The following is a 12,981-nucleotide window of genomic DNA, read 5'->3' as shown; positions in this document are numbered from 1 at the left end:
GCGATGGACAGGGTCTTCTTGCGCTTCTACGTGCACGAGCAGCACCGGCTGCACTGGAAGCCGCTGTGGGAGTGGTTGCTGGAGGAGGGAAACCGGATGGGCGTCGCGGGCGGTTCCGCGTTTCGTGCGATGGCCGGCTTCGGCCGGCACCGGGTGCTGCACGAGGATCGCTTTTTCGAGCTGCAGGGTTCGCTCGCGATCGAGGTCGAGTTCATCGTCACCGAGGACGAGGCGCAGCAACTGCTCGAGCGGCTGGCGCGCGAGAAGGTGCGCGTGTGCTACGCGATGATTCCCGCGCGCTTCGGCGTGATCGACACGCTCGAGGCGCCGCCGGCGCAGGGGCCGGCAGCGTAGCGCAATACGTCAGATGCCGAACATCGTCAGCGACACGGCGGCGCGCGTGACGATCATCAGCAGCACCTGGACGATCACGAACAGCAGGATCGGCGACAGGTCGATGCCGCCCAGGTTCGGAATCACGCGGCGCAGCGGGTTCAGGAACGGCGCGGTGAGCTGGTAGAGGATCGGCATCGCCGGCGAGCGCGGATTGAGCCACGACAGCAGCGCCATCAGGATCGTCATCCAGATCACGAGATTGAGCGCCCACTTCACGACGGTGAGCAGCGCGACCACGACGAGCGTCGCGATCACCGAGGCCGGATCCAGGCCGGCCATCACGACCATCAGCACCACATAGACGAGCGCGGTGAGGAGGGCGGCGACGACGCTTGCCCAGTCGATGCCGCGCACGCCCGCGATCACGCGGCGCAGCGGCAGCACGAGCCAGTTGGTCGCCTGCAGCACGGCCTGCGTGACGGGGTTGTACGGCGGCACGCGGACGGCCTGCATCCAGACGCGCAGAATCAGCGCGGCGCCGAACAGCGTGAAGACGGTATTGAGCAGAAAACGGGCGATCTCGCCGAACATCGTTGGCATCCTTTTTATACAGTCGAGTAGCGTGCGGCCGCCAACGCCGGATGGCGGCGCATCGGCCGACACCTTATCACGCCTCGTCTTGCGGCGGGGAGGGGTGCCCGATCGTGCGCTCGAGCGACGTTTCGACGGCCTGCGCAAGCGCCGGCAGCGCGGGCGGCGGCGCCGCGCGCTTCGCCGCGAGCGCGACCGCGCGGCGGGTCATCAGCGCATACAGCGTCGCGTGGTCGCCGCCGCGCGCCTCGAGCAGCGCGAGCTGACGCTCGACGATGCCGGTGTCGCCGCGCGACACCGGGCCTGCCAGGGCGTTCGCGAGGCCCTTGTCGCGCGCGGTCGCGATCGTGCCGGTGAGCATCGGCAGCAGCGCGCGCAACGCGGCTTCCTCGTCGAAGCCGAGGCCGCGCCACAGCTCGACCGCTTCCGACAGCCCGCACAGCGCGAAGCTCGCCGCGTAATGCGCGGCCGCGTGATACAGCATTCGGCCGCCGGCCGGAATCGACAGCGGATGGCAGCCGAGTGCGGCAGCAAGTCGCAGCAGCGTCGCATGCAGCGCGCCGTCGGCTTCGAGCGTGACCGAGCAGCCGTCGATGCGGGTGAGATCGGCGTCCGTGCCGCCGAACAGATAGAGCGGATGGAAGCCGCCCGTGGCCGCGCCTTGCCGCTTTGCCGGATCGAGCAATTCGACCGCCGACGCGCCGCTGCAGTGGACGAGCGCCTGGCTTGCCGCGCGCGCCGCATCGAACCGCAGCGCGGCGGCGGTCGATGCGAGATGGTCGTCGGGCACGGTCAGGAAGATCAGGTCGGCGGTGTCGACGACCTGCTGCGGCGTGTCGACCGCCCGGCAGCCGTCGATGCGCGCGGCAAGCGCCGCGGCCGATTCCGCCGTGCGGCTCGCGATCGCGACGACCGGAAAGCCGGCCGCCGCGAAGCGCAGCGCGAGACAGCGCGCCAGGCGGCCGGCGCCGATGAAGCCGAGGCGGGGAGTGTCGGGGAGGGGCATGGCGGGTCCACGAAGCGCAAACGGAGCAGACGCCAGTATCGCAGGAATGACGGGGCGGTCGTGGATAGGCGGCGTTTGCCGAACGGGGACGGCCCGAACGGGCGGCGTTCGCTACGGCCACGCGGCAAATTCTTGAGGTGGCTGTGCCCCGCTTGGCGTGTCGGCGTCCTGTCGCAAATTTGTAATCGTTGATTACTGAAGCATGCGCGCCGCGCTTACCGGATCCGGTAAAACTGACCGGCCGGCATGGCGCGATTTCGCTGGTCGGACGGAATCGCGGGACCCGCGAGGGGGATCGCCGGTCCGCGCGGCCCTGCCGCACGGTGGCCGCGGCCGTCTGGAATTGCAATTTGCAACAAATGCGCGATACGCGGGCGGCGGGTTTTCGCTACATTGCATCCATGCGACGTGCATGCCCGCCGTTGCCGACAGGAGCGCACAAATTACCGCTCCAGCAGGAGAATCGAAGTGAAAAAGCTCATTCCGTTCATCGCCGCCGCCGCGCTGGCCCTGGGTGCCGCAAGCGCCGCGCAGGCTCACGTGTCGATCGGGGTCGGCATCGGTGTCCCGGTCGCACCTGCGTATCCCGTGTATGCGCCGCCTCCGCCCGTGTACTACGCACCGCCCCCGCCCGTGTATTACGCGCCGGCGCCGGCTTACTATGCGCCGCCCGCCGTGGTCGTCGGCGGCTACGGTGGCTACTACGGCCGTCCGTACTGGCGTCACGGCTACGGCGGCTGGGGTCACCACGGCTGGCGTCGTTGACGCATTCCGCGTGGCGGCCTGACCGCGCGCGGCAAAACGGCGCAACGTCCCTCGCGGGGCGTTGCGCCGTTTTTCATTCGGGGCGCGGCTCGGGGCGCGGCGGTCACGCCGCGTGGGCAATCAGGTCGCGGTAGCCGCCGACGATCACGCTGTACGAGAAATACGCGAACAGCAGCGCCGACGCGACGTGGCACGCGCGCATCATCCCCGCGCCCGCGCGCTTGCGGCCCTGGCTCGCGAGCGTGCACATGAAGAGCGTCCACGCGAGGCCGCCGAGGAAGAAGCCGGACAGGAACACCGACGCCGTCGCCGGCGTGGTCGCGCCGGCTTTCGCGATCAGCGCGCCGCCGACCGCCGCGAACCACAGGATCGCGCTCGGCGACGACATCGCAAGCAGCATGCCGCGCACGAAGCTGCGCCGCGCGCTGGCACGCGGCTGCGGTGTTTCGTCGGCCGTGCCGTCGCCGGCGCTGCCGGCCGGCGCGAGCGCTTCACGCGCCATCTTCCACGTGAGGAACAGCAGCACCGCACCGCCGCCGATCCAGACGATCCAGCGCACGGCCTCGAACTGCAGCAGCACGGCCATGCCCGCGAGCGCGAGCGTCGCGTAGACGAGATCGCCGAAGCACGAGCCGACGCCGAGCCAGAAGCCCGGCCGGAAGCCGTGCGACAGCGTCAGCGACAGCATCGCGACGTTGACGAGGCCGATGTCGAGACACAGCGACAGCGACAGGAAGAACCCGTCGGACAGCATCGAGGCGGGGGGAAAGCTCATCGTCGTTCTTGTCGGGTGCGTTCAAGGCGTGGACTTACAGTCCGATTTCCTGCCAGAGCCGGTCGACGCGCGCCTTCACGGCCGCATCCATCTCGATCGGGCGACCCCATTCGCGGTTCGTTTCGCCGGGCCACTTGTTGGTCGCGTCGAGCCCCATCTTCGAGCCGAGGCCCGCGACGGGCGACGCGAAATCGAGATAGTCGATCGGCGTGCTGTCGACCATCACTGTGTCGCGCACGGGGTCCACGCGCGTCGTGATCGCCCAGATCACCTCGTTCCAGTCGCGGATGTTCACGTCCTCGTCGACGACCACGATGAACTTCGTATACATGAACTGCCGCAGGAAGCTCCACACGCCGAACATCACGCGCTTCGCATGGCCGGCGTAGCTCTTCTTCATCTGGACGATGGCCATCCGGTAGCTGCAGCCTTCCGGCGGCAGGTAGAAGTCGGTGATCTCGGTGAACTGCTTCTGCAGCAGCGGCACGAACACCTCGTTGAGCGCGACGCCGAGCACGGCCGGCTCGTCGGGTGGCTTGCCGGTGTAGGTCGAGTGATAGATCGCGTCGCGGCGCATCGTGATCCGCTCGACGGTGAACACCGGGAACCACTCCTGCTCGTTGTAGTAGCCGGTGTGGTCGCCGTACGGGCCTTCGAGCGCGTGTTCGTATGCGGCGGCCGCGTTGCCGGCCGGCCGCGGCGGTGCGCCGGCCGGGGCAGGGGCGGGCGCGCCTTCCTGCGGATGGATGAAGCCTTCGAGCACGATCTCCGCGCGCGCGGGCACCTGCAGCGTATCGACGCCGGGCGTCAGGCACTTCGCGAGCTCGGTGCGGCTGCCGCGCAGCAGGCCGGCGAACTGATACTCGGACAGCGAATCGGGCACGGGCGTCACCGCGCCGAGCGTCGTGGCCGGATCGGCGCCGAGCACGACCGCGACCGGATACGGCTTGCCGGGGTTCTTCAGCGCGAATTCGCGGAAGTCCAGCGCACCGCCGCGATGCGCGAGCCAGCGCATGATCAGCTTGTTGCGGCCGATCAGCTGCTGGCGGTAGATGCCGAGGTTCTGGCGCGGCTTGTTCGGCCCGCGTGTGACCGTGAGGCCCCACGTGACGAGCGGCCCCGCGTCGCCGGGCCAGCAGGTCTGGATCGGCAGCTTGTTCAGGTCGACGTCGGCGCCCTCCCAGACGATCTCCTGGCACGGCGGCGACGACACCGATTTCGGCGCCATGTCCCATACGGCCTTCGCGAGCGACAGCAGCTTGCCGGCGTCCTTCAGGCTCTTCGGCGGATCCGGCTCCTTCAGCGCGGACAGCAGCCGCCCGAGGTCGCGCAGCGAGCCGAGCGCGGCGTCGTCGCCCGCATCGACACCCATGCCGAGCGCCACGCGGCGCGGCGTGCCGAACAGGTTGCCGAGCACCGGGAACGCATTGCCGGGCGGCGCTGCGAACAGCAGCGCCGGGCCGCCGGCACGCAGCACGCGGTCGCACAGTTCGGTCATTTCCAGCACGGGCGACACGGGCTGCGTGACGCGCCGCAGTTCGCCGAGCGCCTCGAGGCGCTGGATGAAATCGCGTAAGTCTTTGTATTTCATGAAGAAGGTCCGGGCCGCCCGCAAAGCGGGCAGCGATGGGCGGGCGCAGCGGCCGGCTGCGGCCCCGAATCGACCGACGATTTTACCCGGGCGGCCGCTCGCACGCCCGGCGGAGAAAATTGTCGACGACGCGCAGAGCCCCTACGGCAGGGGGCCGGCGATCTGAAGGGTGATTCAAAATTACTTTTTGTTATAATTTCAAAGTTTTATAGTGTTGACGATCTATAAAACCCTGCTAGAATCCGCTCACATTGGTTGCAGGGTAAAAGGCTTCGAGCCGCCAATCACCGATCTTTGACGCAGCGCGTCACCGTCCGCCGAAACCTGCACGGCGTATTCGACGGCCATTGTCGTAGTCCCAGCCAGCGCCACCAGACGCTGGTTTTTTGCGTGGGTGCCACCGCGTATGCCCGCCTCGCCCACTGTGCGAAGGTGCAGGCCCTCTTACACCGTGGCCTCGAACGGTACTTATACCGTTTCCCCGATGCTTGCGCGTCCCAACCAAGGCGTGCGGTGTCGTGATTCCGCGGCGCGTTTTCCGTCTCGCCATCGAGCAGAGCGAGCCGCACGAGTCATGTTCATGGGAGATGATCTGAATGAACGCTTGGTTATCGTGGCGTCCCAGTGAACAGCATGCGCAAATCGTGCGCAACATGCTGCGTCGCGGGACGCGTGTCAGTCACCATCTATTCAGCGTTGTCGGCTGTCTCGCTGTCGCGGTCGCACTTGCCTTGTGGCTGCTGCCGACCGTGCGCGGGAATCTCGCCGCGAAGCTGATGCCGGTCGTATCCGCGGCCGTGCAGGCCGGTCCGGCCCGTTTGCTGACCGGTCATCCGCTGCCGAACTTCGCGCCCGCTGGCGCGCAGCCGCAGCAGGAAGACGTCCCTGAAACGGATGCGCTCGCCGTCGGTCTCGACGTCGCACCGGAAACCGCCGCGCAGAACGATGCGTCCGATCCGGCCCGTAACGGCCCGTCGCCCGTCGCGCTGGCGAAACTGATCCCGACCCAGCGGGTCCCGGCCGATGCGCGCGACGATCGCGCGCTCGCGTCGAACCGCGAACAGGCGCTGGTCGCCACCTACCTGTCGCGCCGTTACCGGGTCGCGCAGGAGCCGCTCGGCCAGCTCGTCAAGGCTGCTTTCCAGACCGGCCGCGACGTCGGCCTCGATCCGCTGCTGTTGCTGTCCGTGATGGCGATCGAATCGGGCTTCAACCCGTACGCGGAAAGCGGCGTCGGCGCACAAGGCCTGATGCAGGTGATGTCGAAGGTTCATTCCGACAAATTCGAGTATTTCGGCGGTACCGACACCGCGCTGCAGCCGCTCGCGAACCTGCAGGTCGGCGCGCTCGTGTTGAAGGACTGCATCGCCCGCGGCGGCTCGCTCGCGAACGGCCTGCGCCTGTACAACGGCTCGACCAACCCGGACGACACCGCCTACGGCTCGAAGGTCATGGCCGAGCGCGGTCGCCTGCGCGACGTCGCGCATGGCCGCAGCGTGCCGGTCAATGCGCCGCAGGCGCCGGCCCAGCCGTCGAAGCCGATCGTGACCGCGGCCGTGACGGCATCGGCCGGCGGCGCCAAGCGCGTGCATGCGACGCTCGACGGCGCGCAGCCGATCACCGCGAAGGCGGCTGCCGCGCCGAAGGGCGCACCGCAGCAGGACGACGCGAGCGTCGATACCGCGAAGCAGGCGCACGGCGGCGACCACTCGGAACTCGGCGCGTAACGTCCCGCGGTTCCGGCCAGGCTCCAGCAAAAAGGCACCCGATTCGGGTGCCTTTTTCTTTCGCGCGGGCGGAAAGGCCGGCGTGCCGGCCGGGAACGCGGATCGCGGTCAGTGCTGGCCGAAGAGTGTCGCGAGCCGCTCGACGGCCTCTTCGAGGCGCGAGTAGGCGGTCGCATAGGACAGCCGGATATAGTCGCGCGGTGCATGCACGCCGAAATCCATGCCCGGCACCAGCACGACACCCGCGTCGTGCAGCATCGCCTGCGTGAGCGCCGCGCTGTCGCCGGCCGCGGGATGAGCGACGCCGCCGCAGTGCGCATACACGTAGAACGCACCGTCCGGCATCACGGGCACGGTGAAGCCGAGCTTCTCGAGCGCTGGCGCGATGAAGTCGCGGCGACGCTTGAATTCGAGGCGGCGCGCCTCGTAGATGTCGAGCGCCGCCGGCTCGAAGCACGCGAGCGCCGCGTGCTGCGCGAGCGCGGACGGACAGATGAACAGGTTCTGCGACAGCTTTTCGAAGGTACCGACGAGCGCGGGCGGCACGACGAGCCAGCCGAGCCGCCAGCCGGTCATGCTGAAGTACTTCGAGAAGCTGTTCACGGTGACGACGTCGTCGCCGAACGACAGCGCCGACACGGGCGCCGCGTCGTAGCTGAGCCCCTGGTAGATTTCGTCGACGATCGTGAAGCCGCCGCGTGCGCGCACGGCTTCGACGATCCGCTTCAGCTCGTCCGGCTCGAGCGACGTGCCGGTCGGGTTCGACGGCGACGCGAGCAGCACGCCGCGCGTGCGACTGCCCCAGCGCGTGCGGACGTCGTCCGCGGTGAGCTGGAAGCGCGCTTCCGGGCCGCTCGGCACGAGCACCGGCCGACCTTCGGCCGCCGCGACGAAGTGCCGGTTGCACGGATACGACGGGTCGGGCATCAGCACCTCGTCGTCGCGGCCGACGAGCGCCAGGCACGCAAGCAGCAGCGCGGCGGAGGCGCCGGCCGTCACGACGATCCGCTCGGGGCTGATCGTGAGGCCGTAGGCGCGTGCATAGTGCGCGGCGATCGCTTCGCGCAGCGACGCGATGCCGAGCGCGCTCGTGTACTGCGTGACGCCGCGGCGCAGCGCGGCCGCCGCCGCCTCGACGACGGGCTCCGGCGCGGTGAAATCCGGTTCGCCGATGCCCATGTGGATAACATCGCGCCCGGAGGACTCGAGCCGCTGTGCCTCCTTCATCAGTTCCATCACGTAGAAGGGCTGGATCGCGTCGACGCGTGCGGCGAGCGTGACGAGCGAATCGGCGGTGGTATTCATCGGTCGGGCGGAGCGGGGAGGGGGAGGGAGAACGAAAAACGGGCGCTTGCGCGCCCGTCTGCCTGCGGAATCAGCCGTTGCGGCGCGCCTGCGTTTCGGCGGGGCGCAGCTTCGCGGCGAGCTTGTCGAGCACGCCGTTGACGTACTTGTAGCCGTCGGAGCCGCCGAACGTCTTCGCGAGTTCGACTGCTTCGTTGATGATCACGCGGTACGGCGTTTCGACATGATGCGTGAGCTCGAACGTCGCGATCAGCAGCACGGCGCGTTCGACCGGCGACAGTTGATCGACCGGACGGTCCAGCGACGGCGTGAGGGCTTCGACGAGCGTCGCATGCTCGCGAATCACGCCGTGCAGGATCGCGTCGAGCAGCTCCTTGTCGGCCTTGTCGTAACCGAGCGCGCCGCGCAGTTGCGCGTCGATCTCGCCGGAGGCCGCGTTCGACAGCAGCCACTGATACAGGCCCTGCGTCGCCAGCTCGCGCGATTGTCGGCGGGCGCTCTTCTTCATGCGCGCTCCTCTTCGTCGTCTTCGTCCTCTTCTTCCTCGTCCTCGTCGTCGCCGAGTTGGTCGAGTGCCATCGTCAGGTTGGCCATCTCGACCGCGACGCGTGCGGCGTCACGACCCTTTTCGGTCATGCGCGCGACGGCTTGCTCGTCGTTTTCGGTCGTCAGGACCGCGTTGGCGATCGGCAGGTTGAAGTCGAGGCCGATGCGGGTGATGCCCGCGCCGCTTTCGTTCGACACGAGTTCGAAGTGGTACGTCTCGCCGCGGATCACCGCGCCGAGTGCGATCAGTGCGTCGAACTGGCCGCTTTCCGCGAGCTTTTGCAGCGCGAGCGGGATTTCCAGCGCGCCGGGCACCGACACGAGCAGCACGTCTTCACCGGAGACGCCGAGGCGCTCGAGTTCCTCGACGCACGCATCGGCGAGGCCGTTGCAGACGGGTTCGTTGAAGCGGGATTGCACGATGCCGATACGCAGGCCGTCGCCTTCGAGATTCGGTTGGTATTGTCCGATTTCCATGATCTGGTCCGTGGTGTGGATGAACGGTTATAGGGCGAAAGCGTCGTGGCGGGTTACGCGTGGGACGCCGGGCAGGACTTGGCTTCGCCGCCGGGCATCGGAATGAAGCCCGTGACTTCGAGGCCGTAGCCGGACATGCTGCCCAGCTTGCGCGGATTCGACAGCACCTGCATCTTGCCGACGCCGACGTCGCGCAGGATCTGCGCGCCGATGCCGAACGTCTTGAAATCGACTGGCCGGCGCTTCAGCGCAGCGGCCTTTTCTTCCTCGTCGAACGCCTTGAAGACGTCGATCAGATGTTCCTTCGTGTCGCCGCAGTTGAGCAGCACGATCACGCCGAGGTCGCGCTCCGCGATCTCGTGCATCGCCGCGTCGAGCGTCCACGAGTGCGTCGAGATGCCCGTCTCGAGCAGATCGAGGACCGACAGCGGCTCGTGCACGCGCACGGGCGTATCGACGTCGGGCGACGGCGTGCCGCGCACCAGCGCGATGTGCGGCGAGCCGCTCGGCTGGTCGCGGTACAGCACCGCGCGGAACGTGCCGTGCGCGGTCTGCATCGTGCGCTCGGCGATCCGCTCGATGATCGATTCGGTGCGGCTGCGGTACTGGATCAGGTCGGCGATCGTGCCGATCTTCAGATCGTGTTCCTTCGCGAACTCGAGCAGGTCGGGCAGGCGCGCCATCGTGCCGTCGTCCTTGATGACCTCGCAGATCACCGCGGCGGGCGTGAGCCCGGCAAGCGCGGTGAAGTCGCAGCCGGCCTCGGTGTGGCCGGCGCGCACGAGCACGCCGCCCGGCTGCGCCATGATCGGGAACACGTGGCCCGGCTGCACGATGTGCTCGGGGCGGACGTCGTGCGCGACCGCCGTGGCGATCGTGTGCGCGCGGTCGGCGGCCGAGATGCCGGTCGTCACGCCTTCGGCCGCTTCGATGCTGACCGTGAACGCGGTGCCGTATTGCGTGCCGTTGCGGTAGGTCATCAGCGGCAGGTGCAGCTGCTTGCAGCGTTCCTGCGTCAACGTCAGACAAATCAGGCCACGGCCGTACTTGGCCATGAAGTTGATCGCTTCCGGCGTGACGAATTCGGCGGCGATCACGAGGTCGCCTTCGTTTTCGCGGTCTTCTTCGTCGACCAGGATCACCATCCGGCCGGCTTTCAACTCCGCGATGATGTCGAGCGTGGAGGCGAGCGTCATAAGGGGGCGAGAAAGAGGAAAGTGCGTATTTTACGCCAGCCGGACCGCGTTTCGGCTGGCACCGGCTGCGCGCGGCCGGCGAGCGCGCCGGAAAGCGGTGTGGCCGGCAGTCGGGACGGGCCCGTCCGGGCCGGCGCGGGCCGCCCGAAGACGGGCCGCCGCAGGCCGGCCGAGGCCCGGCCGTGCGTCACGCCTGGTCGTTACGGCCGCCGAGGTAGTCGAGCTTGCCGAGTTCGACGCCGCTGTGGCGCAGGATGTCGTACGCCGTCGTCACGTGGAAGAAGAAGTTGGGCAGCACGAAATTCAGCAGATACGACTGGCCGGTGAACTCGATCGGGCCGACGCGCATCTTGAGCACGACCTGGCGCGCTTCGCTGCCGTCGATCTGCGCGGCGTCGAAGCCTTTCAGATAGTCGATCGTCTTCTGGATGCGCGCGTGCAGTTCGTCGAATGTCTGCTCGACGTCGGGATAGCTCGGGATGTCGACGCCGGCAAGCCGCGCGGCGCAGCCCTTGGCCGTGTCGGTCGCGATATACACCTGGCGGACGAGCGGCAGCATGTCCGGATAGAGGCGTGCGCCGATGAACACCGACGGGTCGATCTGCTTTTCGGCCGCGTGCGCCTGAGCCTTGCCGAGGATGTGCTGCAGGTTGGTGAGGCCGCGGATCAGGACGGGCAGCGAAGCCTGGTACATCGAGATGGACATGGGGACGACTCCTGGAGGAAAAGGGGCAGCCGGTACGCGGCGCACCGCGCGCCGCGGCGCCGAAACCGCTGCCGTTGCATCTTAGCGCGACGGGATGACCCGTGCGCGTCGTTGGCCATCAGGCCAGGTGCCGGGCCACGCCGCCGGGCGCCATTTCCCATCCAGCGGGCGGAACCGCCTGGTCAGTCCTGAGGCACGCCCTGCGATGCCGACATCATCCGCTCCACATACCGCGCGATCATGTCGATTTCGAGATTGACCTTGTCGCCGGCCTTCACGTGACGCAGCGTCGTGACCTCGACCGTATGCGGGATCAGGTTGATCGAGAACTCGCAGCCGTCGGCGCGATCGTCGACCGAGTTGACGGTCAGGCTCACGCCGTTGACCGTGATCGAGCCCTTGTACGCGAGATAGCGGCCGAGCTCGCGCGGCGCGACGATCCGCAGCTCGTGCGATTCGCCGACCGGCGCGAAGCGCGTCACGGTGCCGAGGCCGTCGACGTGGCCCGACACGATGTGCCCGCCGAGGCGGTCGTGCGCGCGCAGCGCCTTCTCGAGGTTCACTTCGCCGGGCTGCGCGAGGCCGACCGTGCGGTTCAGGCTTTCGCGCGACACGTCGACGTCGAATCCGGTGCCGGTCTTTTCGATCACCGTCATGCACGCGCCCTGGATCGCGATGCTGTCGCCGAGCGCGACATCGGCCAGGTCGAGCCCGCCGGCCTGCACGGTCAGCCGCACGCCCGCCTCGGGCGACGCGCCGAGCGGGTTGATCGCTTCGATGCGGCCGACGGCCGCGACAATTCCGGTAAACATCGTGACGGCTCCGTTCAAAGCGTGGCGGAGGGCGGCGCGACGCGCGCCAGGATCCGCAGATCGTCGCCGATCCGCTCGACGCTGTGGAACGCGAGTCGCGTGCGGGCGTCGAGGCTCGCCGGCGCGGCGAGGTCGAACATGCCGGCCGCGTCGCTGCCGAGCAGGCTCGGCGCGAGGTAGACCAGCAGCTCGTCGACGCACTGCTCGCGCAGCAGCGAGCCGTTCAGCTTGTGACCGGCCTCGACGTGCAGTTCGTTGACGCCGCGCGCGCCGAGTGCAGCCAGCATCGCGGGCAGGTCGACCTTGCCGTACGCATTCGCGAGCGGCACGATTTCCGCGCCGCGCGATTTCAGCACGTTCGCGCGCACTTCGCCGGCGGCGTCGAGCCGGCCGCAGAAGATCAGCAGCGGCGCGCCTTCGAGCAGGCGCGCATCGAGCGGCAGGTCGAGGCGGCTGTCGACCAGCACGCGCTGCGGCTGGCGCGGCGTGTTGACGCCGCGCACGGTCAAGAGCGGGTTGTCCTCGCGCACGGTACCGATCCCGGTGAGGATCGCGCACGCGCGCGCGCGCCAAGCATGGCCGTCGAGGCGCGCGGCCTCGCCGGTGATCCACTGGCTTTCGCCGGACGGCAGCGCGGTGCGTGCGTCGAGCGACGCGGCCGTCTTCATCCGCACCCACGGGCGGCCGCGCGTCATCCGTGACACGAAGCCGATGTTCAGTTCGCCCGCTTCGTTCGCGAGCAGCCCGCAGCGCACGTCGATGCCCGCGTCGCGCAGCATCCCGAGGCCGCGCCCCGACACCTGCGGATTCGGGTCTTCCATCGCCGCGACGACCTTCGCGACGCGCGCGTCGATCAGCGCGTTCGCGCACGGCGGCGTGCGGCCGAAGTGGCTGCACGGCTCGAGCGTCACGTACACGGTGGAGCCGGCGACGTCATGGCCGCGCGCACGCGCGTCCTTCAGCGCCTGCACTTCCGCGTGGTCCTGGCCGGCCGGCTGCGTGAAGCCTTCGCCGATCACGTCGCCGTCCTTGACGATCACGCAGCCGACGCGCGGGTTCGGCGCGGTCGTATACATGCCGCGCGCCGCGAGCGTCAGCGCGCGCTGCATGTGGGCGAAATCGGTATCAGAGAACATGCGTGCGGACCC

14 protein-coding genes are annotated in these 12,981 nt (G+C 68.6%); 3 read left to right on the top strand and 11 right to left on the bottom strand.

Annotated elements, in window-relative coordinates; all coding sequences use genetic code 11:
• Positions 1–3: 3 nt before the first annotated feature.
• The gene (locus WS49_RS15975) at positions 4–354 is read left to right on the top strand and encodes a DUF190 domain-containing protein (protein ID WP_059530233.1); all 351 of its coding nucleotides are present in this window, start codon (positions 4–6) and stop codon (positions 352–354) included.
• A gap of 9 nt (positions 355–363) precedes the next feature.
• On the opposite strand, the gene WS49_RS15970 is transcribed toward WS49_RS15975, so the two are convergent.
• Positions 364–927: a YggT family protein gene (locus tag WS49_RS15970; RefSeq protein WP_059530230.1), complete on the bottom strand. Its 564-nt coding sequence runs from the start codon at positions 925–927 to the stop codon at positions 364–366.
• Positions 928–1,003: 76 nt separating this feature from the next.
• Positions 1,004–1,933, bottom strand: coding sequence for a Rossmann-like and DUF2520 domain-containing protein (locus WS49_RS15965; RefSeq protein WP_059530227.1), 930 nt, complete (start codon positions 1,931–1,933; stop codon positions 1,004–1,006).
• Between the two features lie 468 nt (positions 1,934–2,401).
• Here WS49_RS15965 and WS49_RS15960 point away from each other — a divergent pair, with 468 nt between their 5' ends.
• Positions 2,402–2,698: a hypothetical protein gene (locus WS49_RS15960; RefSeq protein ID WP_059467009.1), complete on the top strand. Its 297-nt coding sequence runs from the start codon at positions 2,402–2,404 to the stop codon at positions 2,696–2,698.
• Between the two features lie 103 nt (positions 2,699–2,801).
• Here WS49_RS15960 and WS49_RS15955 read toward each other — a convergent pair whose 3' ends face one another.
• Positions 2,802–3,473, bottom strand: coding sequence for a LysE family translocator (locus tag WS49_RS15955; protein ID WP_059530224.1), 672 nt, complete (start codon positions 3,471–3,473; stop codon positions 2,802–2,804).
• A gap of 34 nt (positions 3,474–3,507) precedes the next feature.
• Positions 3,508–5,064 (bottom strand): UbiD family decarboxylase, encoded by a 1,557-nt coding sequence (locus tag WS49_RS15950; RefSeq protein WP_059530222.1) that lies wholly within the window; start codon positions 5,062–5,064, stop codon positions 3,508–3,510.
• Positions 5,065–5,660: 596 nt separating this feature from the next.
• Between WS49_RS15950 and WS49_RS15945 the strand changes: the two genes are divergently transcribed.
• Positions 5,661–6,791, top strand: coding sequence for a transglycosylase SLT domain-containing protein (locus WS49_RS15945; RefSeq protein ID WP_059530220.1), 1,131 nt, complete (start codon positions 5,661–5,663; stop codon positions 6,789–6,791).
• A 108-nt stretch (positions 6,792–6,899) separates the two neighbouring features.
• On the opposite strand, the gene WS49_RS15940 is transcribed toward WS49_RS15945, so the two are convergent.
• The 7 genes from WS49_RS15940 to ribD all read right to left on the bottom strand — a co-directional run bounded on the left by WS49_RS15940 (position 6,900) and on the right by ribD (position 12,969).
• Entirely contained in the window at positions 6,900–8,096 is a 1,197-nt protein-coding gene (locus WS49_RS15940) for a pyridoxal phosphate-dependent aminotransferase (protein ID WP_059530218.1), read from the bottom strand.
• Between the two features lie 70 nt (positions 8,097–8,166).
• Positions 8,167–8,604 (bottom strand): transcription antitermination factor NusB, encoded by a 438-nt coding sequence (gene nusB, locus WS49_RS15935; protein ID WP_059530215.1) that lies wholly within the window; start codon positions 8,602–8,604, stop codon positions 8,167–8,169.
• Entirely contained in the window at positions 8,601–9,119 is a 519-nt protein-coding gene (ribH, locus tag WS49_RS15930) for a 6,7-dimethyl-8-ribityllumazine synthase (protein ID WP_059530212.1), read from the bottom strand. The genes nusB and ribH overlap by 4 nt, the downstream gene beginning before the upstream one ends.
• Before the next feature lie 53 nt (positions 9,120–9,172).
• On the bottom strand, positions 9,173–10,315 hold the full coding sequence (gene ribBA, locus WS49_RS15925; RefSeq protein WP_059530209.1) for a bifunctional 3,4-dihydroxy-2-butanone-4-phosphate synthase/GTP cyclohydrolase II: 1,143 nt from the start codon (positions 10,313–10,315) through the stop codon (positions 9,173–9,175).
• A gap of 187 nt (positions 10,316–10,502) precedes the next feature.
• Entirely contained in the window at positions 10,503–11,021 is a 519-nt protein-coding gene (locus WS49_RS15920) for a DUF1993 domain-containing protein (RefSeq protein ID WP_059530206.1), read from the bottom strand.
• Between the two features lie 182 nt (positions 11,022–11,203).
• Complete coding sequence (locus tag WS49_RS15915; RefSeq protein WP_059530203.1) at positions 11,204–11,833, bottom strand: riboflavin synthase; 630 nt, start codon at positions 11,831–11,833, stop codon at positions 11,204–11,206.
• A gap of 14 nt (positions 11,834–11,847) precedes the next feature.
• A complete protein-coding gene (gene ribD / locus WS49_RS15910) occupies positions 11,848–12,969 on the bottom strand; it encodes a bifunctional diaminohydroxyphosphoribosylaminopyrimidine deaminase/5-amino-6-(5-phosphoribosylamino)uracil reductase RibD (RefSeq protein WP_059530200.1) in 1,122 nt (373 codons plus the stop codon).
• Between the last annotated feature and the right edge of the window lie 12 nt (positions 12,970–12,981).

Origin of the sequence: Burkholderia sp. RF7-non_BP4 (genome assembly GCF_001521935.1) — a bacterium.
Classification (GTDB): Bacteria; Pseudomonadota; Gammaproteobacteria; order Burkholderiales; family Burkholderiaceae; genus Burkholderia; species Burkholderia diffusa.
This window is presented reverse-complemented; position numbering and strand designations above follow the sequence as displayed.